We start from the raw sequence: 21648 nt of genomic DNA, 5'->3' as shown, positions 1-21648 counted from the left end.
GATTTCGGATTTCGGATGCGCCGGACGCTACCGAGTGATCACTGGCAGTTACGCGAAGATGTGAAAAGCAGCCCACGTCGGGGCTCGAATGTGCTGCACTGGAGCGGGTGTTGTGCGCCCGGCGCGCGGCTGACCGCCCGTCATGACCGCTTGCGGACAGGCCCGTCGATCCCCTTCTGCCGGGCTCGGGTCCGACCTAGGGTCGGCTACCACCGCCCGCAGCGCCGCCGCCCCCACCCGGCGGCGCCGGAGCCACCGACCCAGACGGACGTATCGGCCGTGGGAGCCTTCCGGTCCTCCCTCTCCTGCGGGCCCGATGAAGGAGTCCGTTCCGGATGACCCGTCTCCTCTCCCGCCCCCGGGCGGCCGTCACGGCGCTGGCGGTGAGCTGCGGCCTGGCGGTGTCCTGGCTCGGCGGCCCGCACCAGAGCGCGAACGCCGCCGACACCACCGCCACCGCCGCCGGCTACAGCTGGGGCAACGTCAGGATCGACGGTGGCGGCTTCGTGCCCGGCATCGTCTTCAACCAGAGCGAGGCCGGCCTGGTCTACGCCCGCACCGACATCGGCGGCGCCTACCGCCAGGACCCGGCGAGCAAGAAGTGGATACCGCTGCTCGACTCGCTCGGCTGGAACGACTGGAACCTGACCGGTGTCGCCTCGCTGGCCACCGACCCGGTGCAGACCAACCGGGTCTACGTCGCGGCCGGCACCTACACCAACAGCTGGGACCCGAACAACGGCGCGATCCTGCGCTCCACCGACAAGGGTGCGACCTGGGCCCGAACCACCCTGCCGTTCAAGATCGGTGGCAACATGCCGGGCCGTGGCATGGGCGAGCGGCTGGCGATCGACCCGAACAACGACAAGGTGGTCTACCTCGGCGCCCCCGAGGGCAACGGCCTCTGGCGATCGACCGACTACGGCGTCAGCTGGGCAAAGGTTGCGAGTTTCCCGAACGCCGGGAACTACGCGCCCGACCCCACCGACACCAACGGCTACCTGAGCGCCAAGCCCGGGGTGCTCTGGGTGACCTTCGACAAGAGCAGCGCGAGCGCGGGCGCCACCACCCAGACCCTCTACGCCGGGGTCGCCGACAAGGACAACAGCGTCTACAAGTCCGTTGACGGCGGCGCTACTTGGAACAGACTGGCCGGTCAGCCGACCGGCTACCTGCCGCACAAGGGCGTGCTCGACCCGGTCAACGGCTACCTCTACCTGGCCACCAGCGACACCGGCGGCCCGTACGACGGAGCCAAGGGCGACGTCTGGCGGTACGCCACGAGGACCGGCGAGTGGACCCAGCTCAGCCCGGTCAGGTCGACGGACTCCGGCGCGTACTTCGGCTACAGCGGCCTGACCGTCGACCGTCTGCACCCCAACGTGCTGATGGTGACCGGCTACAGCTCCTGGTACCCGGACACCCAGATCTACCGGTCCACCGACTTCGGCGCGACCTGGAAGCCGATCTGGGAGTACAACGGCTACCCGACCCGGGTGAACCACTACACGATGGACATCTCCTCGTCCCCCTGGCTGAGTTGGGGCAACAACCCGTCCCCGCCGGAGCAGACCCCCAAGCTCGGCTGGATGACCGAGGCGCTGGAGATCGACCCCTTCGACTCCGACCGGATGATGTACGGCACCGGCGCCACCGTCTACGGCACGGACAACCTCACCGCCTGGGACGCCGGTACGAACGTGGCCATCCGGCCGATGGTGCAGGGACTGGAGGAAACGGCCGTCAACGACCTGGTCAGCCCGCCGAGCGGCGCCCCGCTGCTCAGTGCGCTCGGCGACATCGGCGGCTTCCGGCACACCTCGCTGACCACCGTGCCGCCGCTGATGTACCAGTCCCCCAACCACGGCAGCACCACCGCACTGGACTTCGCCCAGGCCGACCCCAACCGGGTGGTCCGGGTCGGCAACACCGACACCGACCGGCACATCGCCTTCTCCAACGACAACGGCGTCAACTGGTACCAGCCCGGCGCCGAACCGGCCGGCATCACCGGCGGCGGCACGGTGGCGCTGGCCGCCGACGGCAGCCGGGTGGTCTGGTCCCCGGCCGGTGCGGCGCCGGTCACCGCAGCCTTCGGTGGCAGCTCGTTCACCGCGGTCAGCGGTCTGCCGGCCGGCGCGAGCGTGCAGGCCGACCGGGTCAACCCGCTGAAGTTCTACGGGACTTCGGCCGGCGGCTTCTACCTGAGCACCGACGGCGGCCTGACCTTCGCGAAGACCGCAGCCACCGGACTGCCGGTCGAGGGAAACGTCCGCTTCAAGGCACTGCCGGGCGTCCAGGGCGACGTCTGGCTCGCGGGCGGCAAGGCCGACAGCACGTACGGACTCTGGCACTCCACCGACTCCGGCGCCTCGTTCACCAGGTCGGCAGCCGTCACCCAGGCCGACAGCATCGGCTTCGGCAAGGCCGCCCCCGGCGCGAGCTACCCCGCCCTGTACAGCTCCGCACAGATCGGCGGCGTGCGCGGCATCTTCCGCTCGGACGACGCCGGGGCGAGCTGGGTCAGGATCAACGACGATGCGCACCAGTGGGCTTGGACCGGGGCGGCGATCACCGGCGACCCCCGGGTCTACGGCCGGGTCTACCTCTCCACCAACGGCCGGGGCATCATCGTCGGCGACACCACGGTGACCCCCACCGTGACACCCACGGCCACTCCGTCCGCCTCGCCGAGCTCCAACAGCCCGACGCCCAGCCCAAGTTCCACGCCGTCGACGGGCTGTGAGATCACCTACAGCGTCAGCAACCAGTGGTCCGGCGGCTTCGGCGCAGCGGTGACGGTGAAGAACACCGGCCCGACCGCCCTGACCGCCTGGACCGTCAAGTGGTCCTTCACCAACGGCCAGCAGGTCACCTCGCTGTGGAACGGCGCGTACACCCAGACCGGCGCAGCGGTCAGCGTCGCCAACCTGAGCTACAACGGCACGCTGGCAGCGAATGGCGGCTCGACCTCGTTCGGCTTCAACGGCAGCTGGACTGGCAGCAACGGCAAGCCGACCGCCTTCACCCTGAACGGCTCGGCCTGCACCGTGAAGTAGCACCACCGGTCGGGCCGCCCGCATCCACGGGCGGCCCGATCACCTAACGTCGGGTCAGCCTGATCCGGACCGGGCCGACGGCCTCCAGCGTGATGCCGTGGGTCAGCGGCACCTCGCGGGCGTCCAGCGCCTCCACCTCGAAGGCCCGCAGTACGCCGGCCAGACCGAGCACCGACTCCAGCATCGAGAAGTGCTGACCGATGCAGGCCCGCGGCCCACCGCCGAACGGGAACCAGGCGTACCGGTGCCGGGCGGCCTCCGCCTCCGGCGCGAAGCGCTCGGGGTCGAAGCTCTCCGGGTCCTTCCAGTGCCCGGCGTGCCGGTGCACCACGTACGGGGCGACCATCACGTTGGCCCCGGCCGGGATCACGGTGTCGCCGATCACGCAGTCCGCGACCGCGAGGCGGCCGATCGCCGGGGCGGCGGGGTAGAGCCGCATCGCCTCCTTGAGCACCATGGTCAGGTACGGCAGCTCGTTGTAGTCGGCGGCGGTCGGCCGGTGCCCGTCGGCGAACACCGCGTCCAGCTCCTCGCGGACCCGGCGCTGCACCTCGGGGTAGTGACCGAGCAGGTGCAGGGCGAAGGTCAGCGAGGTGGCGGTGGTCTCGTGGCCGGCCAGCAGGAAGATCAACACCTGCTCACGGAGCTCGGTCGGGTCCAGCTGCGCGCCGTCCTCGTCCCGGGCGGCGGCCAGCAGGCCGAGCAGGTCCTCGGCCTGGTCAGCGGCCGTGCCGCGCGACGCGATGATGGCGTCGCAGACCGCGAACAGGGCCCGCTCGGCAGCCGCCGCCTGCTTGTTGGTCGGCGTCGGCCAGCTGCGCGGGATGCGCTTGGGCTGGAAGCCCCGGGCGGTCACGTAGTGGTTGATCACCGGGAAGTTCACCCGGACCGAGTCCAGCGCGGCATCCAGGTCGGCGCCGAACAGGATCCGGGCCACCGCCCGCAGCGCGTACCGGGACATCTCGTCCACCGCGTCCACCGTGCCGCTCGGCTCGGCGGCCCAGCGCTCGACCATCAGCTCGGTCTCCACCGCGATCGCCTCGGCGTAGCCGTCCACCCGGCGGCGGGTGAAGAGCGGCTGGATCAGCCGGCGCTGGCGCTGGTAGTCGGCGTCCTGCGAGGTCAGCAGGCCGTTGCCGAAGCTCTGCCGGATCTCCTCGTAGAAGGTGTTCTCCTTGCGGAAGTTGGCCGCCTGGGTGGCCAGCACCTGCTGCGCCCCCTCCGGCGAGTAGATGCCGAAGAGCTCCACCCGCAGCCCGGGCGGCCCGGCGGTGAACCGCACCACGTCGCCGTACTCGCGCTGGGCACTCAGGTAGGTGCCCAGCGGGTCGCGCTTCAGGTCGAACATCGAGCCCAGCAGCGGGACACCGGGCGGGCCGGGTATCTGAGTGGTCGGCAAGGAAACCCCCTGGTCACGGAAGACTTGTGCGTGTCCCACCAAACTAGCTGACCCCTCGTCAGCACAGAAGGGCCGGAACTTCCCGCTGGTCGCTTCGCACATGCTGGCCCGTTCCGACCTTCCCCCTGGCCCGTGCGATGAGACAGGGGATTTTCTGCCCGTACGTGCGACATTATGATCGCCTCACCGGAAGTAAGAGGGGACCGCCCGCATGTCCATCACCGTCCGCCGCACCGTCCTGGCCGCCACCGCATTCGCGCTGGCCGCCGGGCTGACCGCGTGCAGCAGCTCCGACTCCCCCTCCGCGTCCTCCTCGGCCTCCGGTGCCCCCAAGCTCTCCGGCACAGTCACCGTCTTCGCCGCCGCCTCGCTGAAGGCGAGCTTCACCGAGCTGGGTAAGAAGTTCGAGACCGCCTACCCGGGCGTCACCGTGAAGTTCAACTTCGGCGGCAGCTCCGCCCTGGCCCAGAGCATCGTCTCGGGCGCCCCCGCCGACGTGTTCGCGGCGGCCAGCCCGAAGACCATGAAGACCGTCACCGACGCCAAGGCCGCCGCCGACTCCAAGGTCTTCGTCCGCAACACCCTCACCATCGCGGTGCCCAAGGGCAACCCCAAGCACATCGCCGCGCTCAAGGACCTGGCGGGCAACGGGCTCAAGGTCGCGCTCTGCGCAAAGGAGGTGCCGTGCGGCGCCGCCGCCGTGGACGCCCTCAAGGCGGGCGAGGTCAACCTGACCCCGGTCACCCTGGAGCAGGACGTCAAGGGCGCACTGACCAAGGTCGAGCTCGGCGAGGTGGACGCCTCGCTCGTGTACAGGACCGATGTGATCGCCGATGCTGCGAAGATCGACGGCGTGGACTTCCCCGAGGCCGCCAAGGCCGTCAACGACTACCCGATCGCCGCGCTGACCAAGGCCCCCAACGCCGACGGTGCCGCCGCCTTCACCGCCTACATCCAGTCCGCCGACGCCCGCCGGGTGCTCACCGCGGCGGGCTTCCAGACGCCGTGACACCCGCACGGCCCGCGCACCGGCGGGCACCGTTCGCGCTCCTGCTGCCCGCCCTGCTCGGCCTCGCCTTCCTGGTGCTGCCGCTGGTCGGGCTGCTGATCCGGGCCCCGTGGAGTGATCTGCCGGCGCAGCTCACCAGCCCCGAGGTCTGGGAGGCGCTGCGGCTCTCGCTGGTCTGCGCGACGGCGGCCACCGCCCTGTCGCTGGTGCTCGGGGTGCCGCTGGCCTGGCTGCTGGCCAGGACGGAGTTCCCCGGGCGGCGGCTGGTCCGGGCACTGGTCACCCTGCCGCTGGTGCTGCCGCCGGTGGTCGGCGGGGTGGCCCTGCTGCTGCTGCTCGGCCGCAACGGCATCGCCGGGCGGTGGCTGGACTCGGCCTTCGGGATCACCCTGCCGTTCCACACCTCAGGGGTGGTGCTGGCCGAGGCGTTCGTCGCGATGCCGTTCCTGGTGATCAGCGTCGAGGGCGCGCTGCGGGCCGCCGATCCCCGGTACGAGGAGGCCGCCGCCACCCTCGGCGCCTCCCGGCTGACCGCGTTCCGCCGGGTCACCCTGCCGCTGATCGCCCCGGGCATCGCGGCCGGCTCGGTACTCGCCTGGGCCCGGGCGCTGGGCGAGTTCGGCGCCACCATCACCTTCGCGGGCAACTTCCCGGGCCAGACCCAGACCATGCCGCTGGCGGTCTACCTGGCGATGGAGTCCGACCCGGAGGCGGCGATCGCGCTCAGCCTGGTGCTGCTCGCGGTCTCCATCACCGTGCTGGCCGGCCTGCGCGGCCGGTGGATGTCCGGCCCGTGACCACGCACACACCCGGAGCGCCCCGATGAGCAGCTCGCTCGATGCCCGCCTGGTGGTCGAACGTACCAGCCACGCCACCCGCTCGGGCTTCCGGCTCGACCTCGAACTGCGGGCCGCACCCGGCGAGGTGATCGCCCTGCTCGGCCCGAACGGCGCGGGCAAGTCCACCGCGCTCCGGGCGCTGGCCGGGCTGCTCCCGCTGACGGACGGTCACCTCCGGCTCGACGGCGTCACCCTGGAGGATCCCGGTACGAGTGTGCACACGCCCGCCGAGGAGCGGCCGGTCGGCGTGGTGTTCCAGGACTACCTGCTCTTCCCGCACCTGTCCGCGCTGGACAACGTCGCCTTCGGGCCGCGCTGCCGAGGCCTCGGCCGGCGCGCCTCGCGGGAGGCCGCGCTGCCCTGGCTGAAGCGGATGGGCCTGGCCGAGCACGCCCAGGCCCGGCCCGGCGCGCTCTCCGGCGGCCAGGCCCAGCGGGTCGCGCTGGCCCGCGCGCTCGCCGTGCACCCCCGGCTGCTGCTGCTGGACGAACCGCTCGCCGCGCTGGACGCCCGCACCCGGCTGGACGTCCGCGCACAACTCCGCCGCCACCTCCGCGAGTTCGAGGCGGTCGCGGTGCTGGTCACGCACGACCCGCTGGACGCCATGGTGCTCGCCGACCGGCTGGTGGTGATCGAGGACGGCCGCGAGGTCCAGTCCGGCACCCCGGCCGAGATCGCCCGGCACCCGCGCACCGACTACATCGCCCGGCTGGTCGGCCTCAACCTCTACCAGGGCACCGCCACCGGACACACCGTCACCCTCCCGGACGGCGGCCCGGTGCTCACCACCACCGAGGACCTGACCGGCCCCGCCTTCGTGGCCTTCCCGCCCGCCGCCGTCACACTGCACCGCACCCGGCCCGACTCCAGCGCCCGCAACGTCTGGCAGCTGGAGGTCGCCGGACTCGACCTGCACGGCGACCAGGTCCGGGTCGACCTGACCGGCCCGCTCCCGATGGCCGCCGACCTGACCCCGGCCGCCGCCGCCGAGCTCGACCTCGCACCGGGCAGCCTGGTCTGGGCCGCCGTCAAGGCGACCCAGACCCACGCCTACCCGGCCTGACCTGACCTGGCCTGACCCGGTTTCAGCGCCGCAGGCGGCGACCGGCCAGCACCAGCACGACGCCCGTACCGGCGAGCAGTTCGCCGGGGGCCAGGTCGAGTCCGGCATCCGTGATGCTCTGGCCCGCCACCGCTACCGCCGTCCGGCGGCGGGACCGGTGCGGGTGACGTACCGCTCGGGGACGGACTCGGCGCCATGCTCTCCGTCGGGGTCACGCTCGGGGACGGACTCGGCGTGGGAGTCGGTGTCGGCGTGGGCGTCGGGGTTGGGGTCGGGGTCGGGGTCGGTGTTGGGGTCGGAGTCGGGGTGGGTGTAGGCGTCGGCGGAGCGGCATCGCACCGCGCGTGCACCTCGCCCAGCCGCATCGACGAGATCTCGCCCTGGTAGACCTGACTGCCCCCGGTGTCGTTGAGCGTGCCGGAGACCTGGATGTCCAGCCACGCCTCCGCCGTCGCCTGCGCGATCTGGGACGCCGGGTCCTGATGCGGTGTCACCACCACGGTGAGCGTGCTGGCCCCGATGGTCGGCACGTCCAGGTCTGCCCCGGTGATCGCCAGCGTCGTGGTGCCGACCGGCACCACCTGCCCGAGCACGGTGATCTGGCCCCCGTTGGTCCGGTTGTACGCCAGCCCGAACGGACCGATCGGCGGCGGCACACACTCCGCGTACGAGTCGAGCGCCGCCACCCCGCTGCCACCGGTCGACCGGAGCTCGACCAGCTGCTTGGTCCGGAAGTGCACCACCAGGTCGGTGAGCTGGGCCTGCCCGTAGTACTTGGAGTCCGCCGCGTCGGTCCGCACCACCTCGGTCGCGATGGTGACCAGGTTCAGCACCCCGTCCGGGTCACTGAAGTCACCGCTGTCGGTGTCGCCGATCGCGGTGCTGTCCGCCTCCCCGTACGTCCCGGTGAAGGCGTCGAGCCCGATCGCGGGCACCGACTGGTTCCGCAGCTGCACCAGCTGGGAGCTGGCCAACGCATCGGGCGCGACGGCGGCCGGCGGCCCGGTCAGCGCGAGCGAGCCGAGACCGGCCGACAGCACGGCCACACAGCTCAGCACTACGGTATGACGTCTCATACGAACAAGAACTAACAGTTGATCAGCCGAAAGCCCGGTAGCGCGCGCCCGTCAACGGGGGACGAACCCGGACTCGTACGCCGCGATCACCGCCTGGGTCCGGTCCCGCGCGCCGAGCTTCCCGAGCACGCTGCTGACGTGGGTCTTCACCGTCTGCACGCCGAGGAAGAGCTGCTCGGCGATCTCGCCGTTGGAGAGCCCCTGGGCCACCAGCCGCAGCACCTCCGTCTCACGCTCCGTCAGCCCGGCCCTGGCCATCGCCTGCTCGGCGGGCCGGTTCGCCCGCTCGGCGGCCAGCCGCCGGATCGCGGCCGGGAACAGCAGCGACTCCCCGGCCGCGACCAGCCGCACCGCGTGCGCGATCTCGGCCGGGCGGGAGCGCTTGAGCAGGAAGCCGTCGGCGCCCGCCCGCAGTGCCTCGTAGACGTAGTCGTCGTTCTCGAAGGTGGTGACCACCAGGATCTTCGGCGGGTCGGCACTGGCCGCCAGGATCGCCTTGGTCGCGGTCAGGCCGTCCACCTCGGGCATCCGGACGTCCATCAGCACCACGTCCGGCCGCAGCGTACGGGCCAGCGTCATCGCCTCCGCGCCGTCCGCCGCCTCGCCCACCACCCGCAGGTCGCCCTGCGCCTCCAGCACGGCCCGCAGCCCGGCCCGGACCAGCTCCTCGTCGTCCACCAGCAGGATGTCGATCATGAGCCCAACCGTAGTGGCAGCCGGACCGTCAGCACCCACTCCTCCCTCTCCCAGCCCGCCGCCGCCTCGCCACCGAGCAGTGCGGCCCGCTCCCGTATCCCCCGCAGCCCCTTGCCTCCACCGCTGCGGCGCGAACCGCCCAGCGGCGAGCGCCCGTTGGCGCAGCGCAGCGCCAACTGCCCGTCCCGGACGGTGATCCTGACCGCGATCGGCTCCCCCGGCGCGTGCTTGAGCGCGTTGGTCACCGCCTCCTGGACGATCCGGTACGCCTCCCGGGAGAGCACCCCGGGCAGTGCGCCGGGCGGCAGCTCCACCAGGGCCTCCACCGGACTGCCCGCCGCCCGCGCGGTGTCGAACAGCCCGGTCAGCTGCTCGACACCCGGCCGCTCCACCGCCGTGCCATCGGGACTGTCCCGGAGCAGCACCAAGGTCCGCTCCAGATCGTCCATCGCCCGCCGCCCGGTCTCCTCGATCACCTCGAGTGCCTTGGCCACGAAGGCCGGATCGGCCACCTCGCGGGCCGCCCCGGCCTGCAGCACGGTCACCGTCAGCGCGTGGCCGATCGAGTCGTGCAGCTCCCGGGCCAGCCGGTTGCGCTCCAGCAGCTGCTCGGCCCGCTGCTCGGCCTCGGCCAGCCGCTCCGTCGGTGATGCGCCCAACAGTCGGACTGCTAGCGCCAGTTGGGCCCGGCCGGCCCAGACCACCAGCCAGCCGACCAGGAACAGCAGCACCGGCGCCAGCAGCGGGTACGCCAGCACCGGTACGGCATCCGGGAGTTCCAGTCCCAACAGCGCCGGTCGCCGTCCCTGGAAGGACTCGGTCACCAGCACCACCACACCGGTCATCCCGAACAGCGAGACGTAGCCGACCAGAGTGCCGAGCCCGACCCGCCCGATCAGCCACCCGGCCGTCCGCCGCCGGTCGACCCAACTCGTCGACGAGGCGATGCCGATCCGCTCCTCCCGGTCCGGCATCAGCAGCAGCCGGGCCTGCACCCCCTCGGCCCGCCGGGTGGCCGGGAGCAGCGCGATCAGGGTGAGCAGCAGACTGTCCAACAGCACGCATCTGGCCAGGAGTTCGGCCACGCCAAGGCCCTCCTCGATGCCCGGGTAGACCATCAGCACCACTCCGGCGAAGACCATCCCGACCAGCAGGTGCAGCCAGCGGGCGTAGGTGGCGGCGGCGAACAGCGGCGCGAGGATCCTGGGCACCCCCACATCGTGCCAGCTCACCGCCCCACCCCCGGCGGGATCCCCCGCACCTCCGGTCCCGGTGGAATGGAGCCCATCAACCACCGACACAGGAGGAAGCCGTGATCCAAGTCCAGGGTCTGAGCAAGAGCTACGGCGAGACCCACGCCGTGGACGGCCTCAGCTTCGAGGTACGCCCCAGCCAGGTGACCGGTTTCCTCGGCCCGAACGGCGCCGGCAAGACCACCACCATGCGGATGATCCTCGGCCTGGACCGGCCCACCGCCGGGCAGGCCCTGATCGACGGCACCCCGTACGCCGAACTGACCGACCCGCTACGGCGGGTGGGCGCACTGCTCGACGCCCACGCCGTGCACGGCGGCCGCACCGCCCGGGCCCACCTGCTCTGCCTGTCCCGCAGCAACGGCATCCCGGACCGCCGGGTCGACGAGGTGCTGACCCAGGTCGGCCTCGGCGAGGTGGCCCGCAAGCGGGTGAAGGGCTTCTCGCTCGGGATGCGCCAGCGGCTCGGAGTGGCGGCGGCGCTGCTCGGCGACCCGCCGGTGCTGATGCTGGACGAGCCGGTGAACGGCCTGGACCCGGAGGGCATCCGGTGGATCCGTACCCTGCTGCGCGGTCTGGCCGCCGAGGGCCGGGCGGTGCTGGTCTCCTCGCACCTGATGTCGGAGATGGCGCTGACGGCGGATCACCTGGTGGTGATCGGCCGGGGCCGGCTGCTGGCGGACGCGAGCACGGCGGACTTCATCGCCGAGCACGGCCGCCCCCGGCTCCGGGTCCGGGCCGTCGATCCGGTCAAGTTGGCCGACCTGCTGCGGAGTTCGGAGCTGACCGCCGAACCGGCCGAGGGCGGGGCCTGGGACGTGCACGGCGCGACCGGCGAGGAGTTCGCCCGCCTCGCGGCCGACCACCGCGTGGTGCTGTACGAGATCGCGGCTCAACAGGACTCTCTGGAGGAGGCTTTCATGCGGATGACGGCGGACAGCGTCGAGTACCGGGCGGTGGCGGCATGACCACCGTGACCGTGCTCCGCTCCGAGTGGACCAAGTTCACCACCCTGCGCTCGCAGTGGTTCACCCCGCTGCTGTCGGTACTGCTCAGCGTCGGCCTCACGCTGGCCGTCCACCTGGCCTACGGGGACATCGACCCGTCGCTGACCGAGGACCCGACCATCGGGATCTACTACGGCTTCAACTTCGGTCAGGTGCCGCTCGCCTGCTTCGGCGTCCTGCTGCTCGGCCAGGAGTACAACTCCGGCACCGTCCGCAGCTCGCTCACCGCCGTCCCCCGGCGGGGCCTGCTGTACGGCGGCAAGCTCCTGCTCGGCACCGGCGTCGGCCTGCTGGTCGGCCTGGCCGGCACGGCCGGGAGCCTGCTCGCGGTGGACGACGTGATCGGTGTCGACTTCGGCGCCCCCGGCATGGTCCGCAGCGTCGTCGTGGGAGTGCTGTACTGCCCACTGCTGGTGCTGTTCTGCCTCGGCGTCACCGCGATGCTGCGCAACCTCACCGCCGCGATGGGTCTGCTCGCCCCGATGGTCTTCCTCGGCACCGTGATGCTGGCCGCCATCCCGGGAGTGCGCGCCGTCGCCCAGTTCCTGCCGGACCGGGCCGGCCAGTACGCCTTCCGGCTGGAAACCGACCCGAACATCTGGTTCGGCCACTGGACCGGCTTGCTGATCATGGCGGCCTGGGCCGCCCTGGCCCTGTACGGTGGCTGGCGGTCCCTCAGCCGCAAGGACGTCTAGCGCAGCACGGGTGGTCCGCGACGACGGTGCAGGAACCGGGGGCGATCTCCCGGTACGCGTCAGCCGGCCCGAAGACCCACCGCCAGGGTCAGTTCAAGGACCCGGTCCGGCGATGCGAGATCCGGAAACAGCTCCCGCAGCTGCGACATCCGGTACCGGACTGTCTGAGGATGGACGAACAACGCCGCCGCCACCTCGTCCCGCCTGCCCTGGTGCAGCAGCCACGCCCGCAACGTCTCCTCCAGCCGCCGTGCGGTCGCGACAGGCACGGTCCGCAACGGCGCGAGGGCTCGGGTACGCAGGTCTGCGAACGCGTCCATGTCGGCGCTCAGCACCAGCTCGGGCAGGTGGTCCTCGGTGTCGCGAATCTCAGAGGAGAGGGAGCGCGCACGTACGGCTCGTGCGTACGAGGCGGACGCACGAGTCCATGGCCGTGCCGGGCCGACCACGGCGGTGCGGTCGGTCAGCTGCCGCAAGAGGTGTGGTCGGTCGGCATCGGGGACGAGCAGCACACCGGTGGCGTCCGGCAGATCGTCGAGGACGAGAGTGCTCGGGTCGAGCACGCGATAGGCAGGCCGGGCCTGGGCTGCGGGCAGCAGGACCGCGGTCAGCGAAACCGGGGTCTGCCACCCGGCCCGTTGAACAGCGGCCAGCAGCACGTCCGGGCTCGCGCCGGCGAGGAGATCGCGGGCCAGGTGTTCCAGGTGGCGCTCGTGGGCCCTGCCCCGGGCGGCCAGTTCGTCGGCATGGCCCGCGGCGCTCGCGGCGGAGAGCTCGTCGATGTAGGCGAAGGTCAGCTCGGCGAACTTGGCGACCTCGGCGGCGGGCAGACCTGCGGGTACGGCACCCGCTGCCAGGCATCGCCAGGCCACCCGGGCGCCGACGCGGTAGGCGCTGAGCAGTGCGTCCATCGAACGGCCGTCGCGCACCTCGCCGCGGCCCAGATCGTAGGCGGCGTCGCCGGCGTCACCGCCGGTGACGTTCCCGCTCGCGAGGTCCAGGTAATGCCCCAGGGCGGTGCGGACGGCTTGGCGGATGGTGCCGCCCATGCGGCCTGAAAGGGCGTTGGCGTAGGGAGGGACCTCGTCAATGATCGCCTCGACGACCTCGTCGGCGGTGGCCGTCAGCGCGGCCCGAAGCGCGGTGACCGTCGTCTCGTCCAGGACCAGCTCGCTGGCCCTCCGGATTGCATGGCTCACGTTCTTGTTCCCTGCGAACAATTCAGCCGATCAGATTTACGTCCTACGGTCAGGACTTTACGCCCTGAGGCGCAGCAAGCTGGAGTCATGACGAGTACAGCCCTCCGCAGCAGGGCGTGGAAACTGCTGGAGATGGTCACGACGCCGCTGCTGCCGTCGGACTACCTCGACCTGGTCAGCCCGCTGCGTGCGGGCGCCGACCTGCGTGGGCGCATCGAGGCCGTGCACCCCGAGACGGGTGACGCCGCGACCGTCGTGATCAGGCCGGGACGGGGCTGGCGCGGCCACACTGCCGGTCAGTACATGCGGATCGGGGTCGACGTCGACGGGAGGCGCCTGTGGCGTGCCTACTCCATCACCTCACCGACAGACCGCCAGGACGGCCGCATCACGATCACCGTGAAGGCGATCCCGGACGGCAAGGTCAGCAACCACCTCGTCCATAGGGCGACACCGGGCACGCTGATCCAGCTCGACCAGCCGACCGGTGACTTCGTGCTGCCGCATGCCAAGCCCGCCAAGGTGCTCTACCTGACGGCCGGCAGCGGCATCACGCCCGTGATGGGCATGCTGCGCGACACCGAGTTCGACGACGTCGTCATGGTCCACTGCGCGCCGCAGCCGCAAGACGTGATCTTCCGCAACGAACTGCACGACCTGGTCGCGGACAAGAACCTGCGCCTCACCGAGGTGCACACCGACACAGACGGCAGGCTCGACATCGCCCGTCTCGGCGAACTCGTGCCCGACTGGGCCGAGCGCGAGACCTGGGCCTGCGGGCCCGCGGGCCTGCTCGACGCCGCAGAGGAGCACTGGACCGAGCACGGCGTCCAAGAGCGCCTGCACACCGAACGCTTCCGCCCCCGCATCGTCGTCGCCGGCGACGGCGGCGAAGTCACGTTCAGCGCCACCGGCAAGACCGTCGGCGCGGACGGCGCCACGCCGTTGCTGGACGTCGGCGAGGAGGCCGGCGTACTCATGCCCTCCGGGTGCCGCATGGGCATCTGCTTCGGCTGCGTCACGCCGCTCAAGGCGGGCGCCGTCCGCGACCTGCGCACCGGCGAGATCACCGAGGCCGAGCCGGGCGTCCTCATCCAGACCTGTGTGTCCGCCGCGGCGGGCCCCTGCGACATCGAACGGTAGAAGCACCTTGACCGCTATCGACCCCACCGCCCACCTGACCGCGGAGCAGATCGAGGAGCTAGGCCGCGAGCTGGACGCGATCCGCGACGAGGTGATCGCCGACCGCGGCGAGAAAGACGCCGCCTACATCCGCAAGGTCATCTCGGCGCAGCGCAAGCTCGAGCTGGCCAGCAGGGGCGTGCTGCTGTTCTCGATCTTCCCGCCCGCGTGGCTGCTCGGCACCGCCGGCCTGTCCGTGGCGAAGATCATGGACAACATGGAGATCGGCCACAACATCCTGCACGGCCAGTGGGACTGGATGCGGGACCCGAAGATCCACTCCACCACCTGGGAGTGGGACCACGTCTCGCCGGCCGAGCAGTGGAAGCACTCGCACAACGAGCTGCACCACACGTACACCAACGTGATCGGCAAGGACAACGACCTCGGCTACGGCATCATGCGCGTCGACGAGGACCAGAAGTGGCACCCGTTCCACCTCGGCCAGCCGCTGTGGAACTTCATCAACGCCTGCTTCTTCGAGTACGGCATCGCAGCGTACGACCTGGAGCTTGCCAAGAACCTGCACAAGCGCCGCCGCAGGAACCCGGAGTTCCGCGCGCGGGCCAAGGCCGTGGGCCGCAAGATCCGCAAGCAGGTGCTCAAGGACTACGTGATCCACCCGCTGCTGTCGGGCCCGTCGTTCCTCACCACGCTCGCCGCCACGTTCACCGCGAACCTGGTCCGCAACATCTGGACCCACTCGGTGATCATGTGCGGGCACTTCCCCGAGGGCGTACAGGTCTTCGAGCGCCAGTCGGTCAAGGGCGAGACGCGCGGCCAGTGGTACCTGCGCCAGATGATGGGCTCGGCGAACATCAGCGGCAGCAGGGCCATGCACTTCATGACGGGCAACCTGTCTCACCAGATCGAGCATCACCTGTTCCCGGACCTGCCGAGCAACCGGTACGCCGAAGTCGCGGTGAAGGTGCGCGCGCTGTTCGAAAAGTACGAGCTGGAGTACGTCACCGGGCCGCTGCCCAAGCAGGTGTTCTCCGCGTGGCACAAGGTCTTCCGGCTCTCGCTGCCGAACAAGAAGCCCAAGGTCAAGACACCGGCCCGCGAGAAGGAGTTCGCCGCGGCCTGATTCCCGGAACTGGTTCTCCGGGTGTCGGCCGGGACAGCAGCCCGACACGCCGTTGACCTGACCCGGCCAGGCGAGCAGCTCTCTGCGGAAGCAGCGCAGGGACGGGCAGAGGTCGAGCGCAGCGCCGGACGGTGGGCCGGTGGGCGGTGCGGCCGGTCAGCGGGGGTCGTCCGGGCGGTAGACGCTGAGGCTGCCGTACGCCGACAGCGCGCCGGCCAGGTCGCCGGGCGCGTGCCGCAGCGTGGCGTCCAGGAAGGCGAGCGTGGTTGCGGCGACGACGCGGGGGCTCCCGGTGCGGCCCAGGGAACCGACGATCGAGGGCACCGGCGGCAGGTACAGCGGGCCGTCCATGAAGGTGAGGTGGGCGGCGCCGGGGACGGTGAGCCGGTAGCTCGTCGCGGTGTCGGATGCGAGGGCCTCGGTGAGGCGGGGCAGGTATCGCGGGTCGGTGCTCGGGGTGATGGCCTGGGTGAGTGCGAGCACCGGCTGGTGGAGGGCCGGGGAGGCGGGGCCGTGGGGGTAGCCGTCCAGGTCGATGACGGCGGCGAACCGGGGGTCCTGCCGGACTGCCTGCAGGGCGGCGGCACCGCCCATGGAGTGGCCGGTCACCGCGGCCCGGCCGGTGTCCAGACGTCCGGCCAGCGGGTCGCGTCCGGTCGACGGGTCACTTCCGACCAGCGGGGCGACGATCGCGCCGCGGTCCAGGCCCTCCAGCTGGGTGAGGACGAAGCCGAGGTCGGCGGCCCTGACGGCCGTCCAGCCGGCCGCGAGCTCCTCGTCCGCCTCCCGGTCGCCGGTGGAGGCGGTCACGGCGCGGATGATCCGGCCGTCGTCCAGGACGACCGCCGCGGAGTCGTACGGGTGGTCGAGGGCGGCCACCACGTAGCCGTGGCCGGCCAGTTCCTCCGCCCAAGCGGTGTTCTGGGTGCGCACCCCGCCCGCTCCGGGAGAGAACAGCACGACGGGGAACCGTTCGCCCCCACCGGCCACCGGGGCGTTGAAGACCGCGTGGGTGCGGGCCTGCGGTACGCCGTCGACCAGGAAGCCGGGCAGGCCGACGGCACCGGCCAGGGCATCGGAGACGGTGCGCGCCTCCTGCTCCGTACGTCCGAGGTACTGGGCCCGCTGCGCGCCCGCGGGGCTCTTCTGCGCGGGATACCAGAGCTGGACCACGACCGTGCGCCGGTCGTCCGGGTCGGCGGTGAAGGTCTCGGGGCGGTTCGGGTTGGTCCACTGGATCACCCGGGTGCCGACGGCGAAGGAGCCCGACGGCTCGGGAAACACGGGCACGGGAAACGCCCAGGCAGCCACCGGCCCGGCGGCGATCAGACCAAGGCAGGCCGCCGACCCCGGCAACGCCAGCCACCACCGCGCCCGCCACGCCGGCCGGCCGGGACGGCGCCGGAGCGTTCGGAGCAGCGGGGAGAGGGCGAAGGGCAGCGCGACGGCACCACCCGCCGGCACCGGGAGCAACTGCCAACGGATCCCCACCGCACCCAGCACGATCACAGACAGCACGAACAACGCCCCCGCCGCGATCGTGACGCGCGGACGGGCGGCAGGGGGAAGCCAGCGCGCCACCACCAGCGCGACGGCGCCCAGCACGGCAAGGAACTCCGGAAGGGACATGGACAGTCCCGCGATTGTCTCGGTCACCCCGCCATCCTCGAAGCGGCGCACACGGTGGCACATCGGCCCGCGGTCTCCGGCGCATGCCACCCCAGTCGCAGACGGACACCCCGAAAGGGCGGCCGGAGTACGACCGCAGGATGTACCCGGGCTCCTCCTGCGGTCGTACTCCGGCGCGGTGTCCTCCGACGACGGACGCATGTGCGCCACCGCCCCCGCCACCTACCGTGGCAGGACGGAGCACGGCAGCGCGGGGACGCAGGGGGCCGCATCGGCAGGACATCGACAGGGACATGGTGATGACGGAGGCTGCCGCAGGGCACGACAATGCCCACCCGGTACGCCACCGGGACCGCGCACAGCAGGCGACGACATCCGGGCGGGCGACGGGACCGGCGCTGTCGCCCACGCCGCTCCTGCTGCTACCCCTGCTCCTGCTCCATGTCGCGGCCACGCGTGCGCCGCACGAGCTCCCGCCGGCCGCGGCCCTCACCGTCGCCCTCACGCTGCCCCTGCTGTGGCGGCAGCGGGCCCCGCGCACGGTGTTCGGCGCCGTCGCCGCCGCAGCCATCGTCCAGTGGCTGGCGGGCATTCAACTGCCGGCGGACGTCGCCCTGTTGGTGTCCCTGTACACGGTGGCCGCGCACTCGGGCAGACGCGCGACGCTCGTCGCCGGCGCCGTCGTCGAGGGCGGGGCCCTGCTGGCGTGCCTGCGCTGGGCGACCGAAGGCGCATTCCTGGCCCCCTTCGTCGCACTGACCGCGACCGTCGTCGCCACCGTCGCCCTGGGCACGAACGCGCGGACCGCGCGCGCCTACCTCGCCGCCCTGGAGGAACGGGCCGCACGCCTGGAACAACACCAGGACCAGCAGGCACGACTGGCCGTCGCCGAGGAACGGACCCGCATCGCCCGGGAGATGCACGACATCGTCACCCACAACCTGTCCGTCATGGTCGCCCTCACCGACGCCGCCGTCCAGACGCAGCACCGGTCACCCGACAAGACCACCACCGCGATGCTCCAGGTCTCCGAGACCGGCCGGCAGGCCCTGACCGACATGCGGCGCTCGCTCGGCATCCTGCGGACCGACGAACCCGACGCGCAACGCCACCCGCTGCCCGGCATCGCCCAACTCGATGCCCTCGCCGACCGGATGCGCGCCGCCGGGCTGCCGACCCGCCTCGACATCCTCGGCAGCTACACCCACGTGCCCGCCACCGCCCAACTGACCGTCTACCGCCTGGTACAGGAAGCGTCGACCAACACCCTCAAACACACTCCCGCGGGCACCCGCGCCGATGTCCGGATACGGTGCTCCGCCGCAACCGTCACCGTGGACATCACCGACAACGGCCCCGGCCCGTCCTCTCCCGCCGACACCCCGTCAGCCCCGTCCGGCCAGGGCATCCCCGGCATGCGCGAGCGCTCGGCCGCCTACGGCGGGACACTGCGCGCCGGACCGCTCCCCGGCGGCGGCTGGAACGTCCACACCCGCCTCCACCTCGACAGTGACGGAGCAGCACCCGCATGACGATCCGTATCCTGATCGCCGACGACGAAGCGCTGCTCCGGATGGCCTTCAGCACGATCCTGGACGCCCAGCCCGACATGACACCCGTCGGCGAGGCCGCGGACGGCGCCGAGGCCGTACGCCTCACCCGGGAACTGCGCCCCGACGTCGTCCTGATGGACGTCCGGATGCCCGGGACCGACGGCATCGAGGCGACCCGCCTGCTCACCCACATCTCCCCCAGGAGCAAGGTACTGATCCTCACCACCTTCGACCTCGACGAATACGCCTTCGCCGGACTCGCCGCCGGAGCCTCCGGCTTCCTGCTGAAGAACACCAGGCCCGAGGAACTCCTCACCGCGATACGCAACGTGGCCGCGGGCGACGCCGTTCTCGCCCCAAGGATCACCCGCCGCCTGCTCGAAAACCTCCGGCCGCACCTCCCCCACGGGAGCCGCACCGACCACCACGACGAACGACTCAGCCGGCTCAGCACGCGCGAACGCGAGGTCCTCGTCAAGGTGGGCAGCGGCCTGTCCAACGCCGAGATCGCGGCCGCCCTGCACCTCGCCGAGGCAACCGTGAAGGCCCATCTCGGGCGGATCCTGCAGAAACTCGGACTCCGCGACCGGATCCAGGCGGTCGTCTTCGCCTACGACAGCCGCCTCGTCCACCCGACCTGACACCACCGGCCCCTACGGGACAGCCTCCCGAACGCCCGCCACTGGTGGCACCGACGGAACACGCCAGGGGTCAGACCGGTGCGTTCACGGGCGTCGCAGGCGCGGGGTGGGGCAGTAGCGCTCGCCCCCTTCGAGTGCAACAGTCGGCCCGGGGGCGATCTCGGTGAAGCCCGCGTCGTGGACCACCGGCAGGTGACCAGCCATCAGCTCGGCCCAGTCCTCCTTGGCGGCGGTCCTGACCGCGAGCCGGAAGCCCGCCTCGGCCCACTCCTTGCGCTGCGCGTCATCCAGCCGCCACCAGGCGAGCTGGGCGGCGTGGCCGGTCTGCGCCATGGTCTTGCCCGCGCTCATCTCCAGCTCCGGGTTCAGCCAGAGCACCGGCACGCCCGGCTCGACCGGGCCAGGCTCGGCGGGGTCGTCCAGGTCGGTGCCGGAGACCTGGAGCTTGGCCAGCTCCTTCGGCCAGCCGTCCAGCGGCACCGGCGGGAAGACCCGGACCTCGGCGGACGCCCCGGAGACCGTGATCCCGGGCAGCTCGTTGGCCTTGCGCCACTCGCCACCCCTGGCCCGCCGGACCACCTTGCGGATCCGGGCGTCCTCCCAGGCGGCCACCCGCTCCGCCCACTCCCCCTCGGGCTCGGTCACCCGGGGGTCGGCGAGCAGCGTGAGCACCGCCCGCGCCGAGGTCTCCAACGCGTCGGTACGGGCCGGGGGTTCGGCCTTCTCCAGTCGGACCAGCAGCGGCAGCACGTACTGCGGCTGCTCGTCACGCGGGTCGGAGGCGGCCGGGGTGCTGGGAGCGGTGAAAGGAGACGTCGTCACCCCACCAGCATGCCAGCAGCCCGGTGGCCCCCTCCGCGTAGGTCAGCGCCGGTAGCCTCGCCCCGACTCGCGCTCCTCGGCGTCCTCGTAGGTGAGGAACCAGCCCTCCGGGTGGGTGGCGGCCAGCAGTTGGTCGGTCCGGTCGGCCGCGTCCAGGTCGGGGTCGCCCTGCTCCTCGGGGCCGTACACCCCGAACAGCTCGTCGGCGCAGCCGTCCCAGTCGTAGTCGTACAGGTCGACCGGCAGGTCGCCCATCATGTCGGCGACCGCCTGCGGCTGGGCGCCGAGCAGCTCCCGGGCGTCCACCAGGGCCAGCCGGAGCGCCAGTTCCTCCGCCAGGCAGCGCGGCAGCGGCCACTCGCCGAGCGCCATGTCGTCGGCCAGGTCGTCGAAGGTGCGGGCCATCGAGCGGCGCCAGCCCCGGTGCAGGTTCCAGGTCCGGCGGGGCAGCCGGGCCAGCACGGCCCAGTCCGCCTCCTCCTCGTCGGTGACCGGGTCGCCCTCGTGCTCGTCCAGGTCGTCGTACGCGGCGTCGGCCAGCGTGATCAGCTGGGTGTGCAGGAGGCACGCGGTCCGTGGCGTCAGGGTCCAGTCCCCGGTGCCGCCGCCCTCCTCCTCGTCCAGGTCGAGCGGGAACAGCTCGGCGAAGTCCGGCGCGAAGTCGTCGGTCAGCGCGATCTCCAGCGTGCCGCCCAGTGCCTCCACCCCGGGGATCGCGGCCACCAGCCGGTCCGGGTGCAGCAGCGCACCGAGCGCCGCGTTCGGGTCCTCGGAGACTTCTCGCAGCAGTGCCTCACGCTGCCCGGCCGGGTCGACCCCGGTGAAGTCCAACTCCGCCACGGCAGCGCGCGCGGCTGCCCGCAACGCGTCCCAGTCCGTGATCCGGATACCGAGCACCACCGTCGCCTCGATCTCCTGCGCGCCGGAGTCCCCGGATTCCGCCGCCGCGCCCGGCCCCTGTGGATGATCGCTTCGCTCGCCCATGGGACAAGGTTTACAGACAGTTCGCGAGCGAGTCCACCGGCTTGGCACGGCTTCGAGCGGCAGGATGACCGCATGAGCAACCTTGACGAGTACGGCGGCGGGCAGGGCCCGAGCGCCGATGTGCTGGTGGTCACAACCAACGACGTGCCCGGGTACCGGGTGGACCGGGTGATCGGCGAGGTCTTCGGCCTCACCGTGCGCAGCCGTCACATCGGTACCCAGATCGGCGCCTCGTTCAAGTCGATGCTGGGCGGCGAGCTCAAGGGGCTCACCAAGACCCTGGTCGAATCGCGGAACCAGGCGATGGAGCGGCTGGTCGAGCAGGCCAGGGCGCGCGGCGGGAACGCGGTGCTGATGATGCGCTTCGACGTGACCGAGGCGGCGGACCTGGGCACCGAGATCTGCGCGTACGGCACGGCGGTGGTGATCTCGCCCGCGCAGTAGGGAACAGCCAC

Annotated in this window: 19 protein-coding genes; 11 read left to right on the top strand and 8 right to left on the bottom strand. The window is 71.8% G+C overall.

The features are described from left to right. Nucleotides 1-335 precede the first annotated feature (335 nt). Nucleotides 336-3059 (top strand): cellulose-binding domain-containing protein, encoded by a 2724-nt coding sequence (locus tag ASC99_RS34370; protein ID WP_057239544.1) that lies wholly within the window; start codon nt 336-338, stop codon nt 3057-3059. A gap of 43 nt (nt 3060-3102) precedes the next feature. On the opposite strand, the gene ASC99_RS34365 is transcribed toward ASC99_RS34370, so the two are convergent. Continuing rightward, entirely contained in the window at nt 3103-4458 is a 1356-nt protein-coding gene (locus tag ASC99_RS34365; RefSeq protein WP_057241237.1) for a cytochrome P450, read from the bottom strand. 211 nt (nt 4459-4669) lie between these two features. Between ASC99_RS34365 and modA the strand changes: the two genes are divergently transcribed. Genes modA through ASC99_RS34350 form a run of 3 tightly spaced genes read left to right on the top strand, consistent with a single transcriptional unit; the run spans nt 4670 to nt 7369 of the window. Beyond that, nucleotides 4670-5467, top strand: a complete 798-nt coding sequence (gene modA, locus ASC99_RS34360) for a molybdate ABC transporter substrate-binding protein (RefSeq protein WP_057239542.1) — start codon at nt 4670-4672, stop codon at nt 5465-5467. Next, nucleotides 5464-6264: an ABC transporter permease gene (locus ASC99_RS34355; RefSeq protein ID WP_057239541.1), complete on the top strand. Its 801-nt coding sequence runs from the start codon at nt 5464-5466 to the stop codon at nt 6262-6264. Before modA ends, ASC99_RS34355 begins: the two co-directional genes overlap by 4 nt. A 25-nt stretch (nt 6265-6289) precedes the next feature. Then, nucleotides 6290-7369, top strand: coding sequence for an ABC transporter ATP-binding protein (locus tag ASC99_RS34350; protein ID WP_057239539.1), 1080 nt, complete (start codon nt 6290-6292; stop codon nt 7367-7369). On the opposite strand, the gene ASC99_RS39220 is transcribed toward ASC99_RS34350, so the two are convergent. Genes ASC99_RS39220 through ASC99_RS34335 form a run of 3 tightly spaced genes read right to left on the bottom strand, consistent with a single transcriptional unit; the run spans nt 7357 to nt 10352 of the window. Beyond that, nucleotides 7357-8445, bottom strand: coding sequence for a hypothetical protein (locus ASC99_RS39220; protein ID WP_157531934.1), 1089 nt, complete (start codon nt 8443-8445; stop codon nt 7357-7359). The genes ASC99_RS34350 and ASC99_RS39220 overlap by 13 nt on opposite strands. 51 nt (nt 8446-8496) lie before the next feature. Then, a complete protein-coding gene (locus ASC99_RS34340) occupies nt 8497-9141 on the bottom strand; it encodes a response regulator transcription factor (RefSeq protein WP_057239535.1) in 645 nt (214 codons plus the stop codon). Further along, nucleotides 9138-10352, bottom strand: coding sequence for a histidine kinase (locus tag ASC99_RS34335; RefSeq protein WP_057239992.1), 1215 nt, complete (start codon nt 10350-10352; stop codon nt 9138-9140). Before ASC99_RS34335 ends, ASC99_RS34340 begins: the two co-directional genes overlap by 4 nt. Before the next feature lie 101 nt (nt 10353-10453). On the opposite strand from ASC99_RS34335, the gene ASC99_RS34330 reads away from it, so the two are divergent. Both ASC99_RS34330 and ASC99_RS34325 read left to right on the top strand, forming a co-directional pair. Beyond that, the gene (locus ASC99_RS34330; protein ID WP_057239533.1) at nt 10454-11362 is read left to right on the top strand and encodes an ABC transporter ATP-binding protein; all 909 of its coding nucleotides are present in this window, start codon (nt 10454-10456) and stop codon (nt 11360-11362) included. After that, a complete protein-coding gene (locus ASC99_RS34325; protein ID WP_057239532.1) occupies nt 11359-12096 on the top strand; it encodes an ABC transporter permease subunit in 738 nt (245 codons plus the stop codon). The genes ASC99_RS34330 and ASC99_RS34325 overlap by 4 nt, the downstream gene beginning before the upstream one ends. 59 nt (nt 12097-12155) lie before the next feature. Here ASC99_RS34325 and ASC99_RS34320 read toward each other — a convergent pair whose 3' ends face one another. Beyond that, entirely contained in the window at nt 12156-13295 is a 1140-nt protein-coding gene (locus ASC99_RS34320; RefSeq protein ID WP_057239990.1) for a CdaR family transcriptional regulator, read from the bottom strand. 87 nt (nt 13296-13382) lie between these two features. On the opposite strand from ASC99_RS34320, the gene ASC99_RS34315 reads away from it, so the two are divergent. Together ASC99_RS34315 and ASC99_RS34310 are read left to right on the top strand one after the other, a co-directional pair. Next, nucleotides 13383-14438 carry a ferredoxin reductase gene (locus ASC99_RS34315; RefSeq protein WP_057239530.1) on the top strand — a complete coding sequence of 352 codons (1056 nt, stop codon included), beginning with the start codon at nt 13383-13385 and terminating at the stop codon, nt 14436-14438. A gap of 7 nt (nt 14439-14445) precedes the next feature. Then, a complete protein-coding gene (locus tag ASC99_RS34310; RefSeq protein ID WP_057239528.1) occupies nt 14446-15564 on the top strand; it encodes an acyl-CoA desaturase in 1119 nt (372 codons plus the stop codon). 156 nt (nt 15565-15720) lie between these two features. On the opposite strand, the gene ASC99_RS34305 is transcribed toward ASC99_RS34310, so the two are convergent. Next, nucleotides 15721-17256 carry a hypothetical protein gene (locus ASC99_RS34305; RefSeq protein WP_057239526.1) on the bottom strand — a complete coding sequence of 512 codons (1536 nt, stop codon included), beginning with the start codon at nt 17254-17256 and terminating at the stop codon, nt 15721-15723. 236 nt (nt 17257-17492) lie between these two features. On the opposite strand from ASC99_RS34305, the gene ASC99_RS34300 reads away from it, so the two are divergent. After that, a complete protein-coding gene (locus ASC99_RS34300; RefSeq protein WP_082598899.1) occupies nt 17493-18725 on the top strand; it encodes a sensor histidine kinase in 1233 nt (410 codons plus the stop codon). Then, nucleotides 18722-19387 (top strand): response regulator transcription factor, encoded by a 666-nt coding sequence (locus tag ASC99_RS34295; RefSeq protein ID WP_057239524.1) that lies wholly within the window; start codon nt 18722-18724, stop codon nt 19385-19387. The genes ASC99_RS34300 and ASC99_RS34295 overlap by 4 nt, the downstream gene beginning before the upstream one ends. 84 nt (nt 19388-19471) lie before the next feature. Here the strand turns inward: ASC99_RS34295 and ASC99_RS34290 are convergent, their stop codons facing one another. Together ASC99_RS34290 and ASC99_RS34285 are read right to left on the bottom strand one after the other, a co-directional pair. Next, nucleotides 19472-20209: a peptidyl-tRNA hydrolase gene (locus ASC99_RS34290; protein ID WP_057239522.1), complete on the bottom strand. Its 738-nt coding sequence runs from the start codon at nt 20207-20209 to the stop codon at nt 19472-19474. A 42-nt stretch (nt 20210-20251) separates the two neighbouring features. Continuing rightward, nucleotides 20252-21193: a hypothetical protein gene (locus ASC99_RS34285; RefSeq protein WP_157531933.1), complete on the bottom strand. Its 942-nt coding sequence runs from the start codon at nt 21191-21193 to the stop codon at nt 20252-20254. A gap of 72 nt (nt 21194-21265) precedes the next feature. Here ASC99_RS34285 and ASC99_RS34280 point away from each other — a divergent pair, with 72 nt between their 5' ends. Further along, a complete protein-coding gene (locus ASC99_RS34280; protein ID WP_057239518.1) occupies nt 21266-21637 on the top strand; it encodes a YbjQ family protein in 372 nt (123 codons plus the stop codon). The last annotated feature ends 11 nt before the right edge of the window (nt 21638-21648 follow it).

Source organism: Kitasatospora sp. Root107 (genome assembly GCF_001424875.1).
In the GTDB taxonomy this organism is placed as follows: domain Bacteria; phylum Actinomycetota; class Actinomycetes; order Streptomycetales; family Streptomycetaceae; genus Kitasatospora.
The sequence above is the reverse complement of the archived record's forward strand: the minus strand, read 5'-3'. Positions and strand labels throughout refer to the sequence as shown.

Coding starts and splice junctions, on each gene's coding strand:
- ASC99_RS34280 (WP_057239518.1), top strand. CDS start 21,266: ATGAGCAACCTTGACGAGTACGGCGGCGGGCAGGGCCCGAGCGCCGAT.
- ASC99_RS34285 (WP_157531933.1), bottom strand. CDS start 21,193: ATGGGCGAGCGAAGCGATCATCCACAGGGGCCGGGCGCGGCGGCGGAA.
- ASC99_RS34300 (WP_082598899.1), top strand. CDS start 17,493: ATGACGGAGGCTGCCGCAGGGCACGACAATGCCCACCCGGTACGCCAC.
- ASC99_RS39220 (WP_157531934.1), bottom strand. CDS start 8,445: ATGAGACGTCATACCGTAGTGCTGAGCTGTGTGGCCGTGCTGTCGGCC.
- ASC99_RS34325 (WP_057239532.1), top strand. CDS start 11,359: ATGACCACCGTGACCGTGCTCCGCTCCGAGTGGACCAAGTTCACCACC.
- modA (WP_057239542.1), top strand. CDS start 4,670: ATGTCCATCACCGTCCGCCGCACCGTCCTGGCCGCCACCGCATTCGCG.
- ASC99_RS34340 (WP_057239535.1), bottom strand. CDS start 9,141: ATGATCGACATCCTGCTGGTGGACGACGAGGAGCTGGTCCGGGCCGGG.
- ASC99_RS34305 (WP_057239526.1), bottom strand. CDS start 17,256: ATGTGCCACCGTGTGCGCCGCTTCGAGGATGGCGGGGTGACCGAGACA.
- ASC99_RS34315 (WP_057239530.1), top strand. CDS start 13,383: ATGACGAGTACAGCCCTCCGCAGCAGGGCGTGGAAACTGCTGGAGATG.
- ASC99_RS34295 (WP_057239524.1), top strand. CDS start 18,722: ATGACGATCCGTATCCTGATCGCCGACGACGAAGCGCTGCTCCGGATG.
- ASC99_RS34370 (WP_057239544.1), top strand. CDS start 336: ATGACCCGTCTCCTCTCCCGCCCCCGGGCGGCCGTCACGGCGCTGGCG.
- ASC99_RS34350 (WP_057239539.1), top strand. CDS start 6,290: ATGAGCAGCTCGCTCGATGCCCGCCTGGTGGTCGAACGTACCAGCCAC.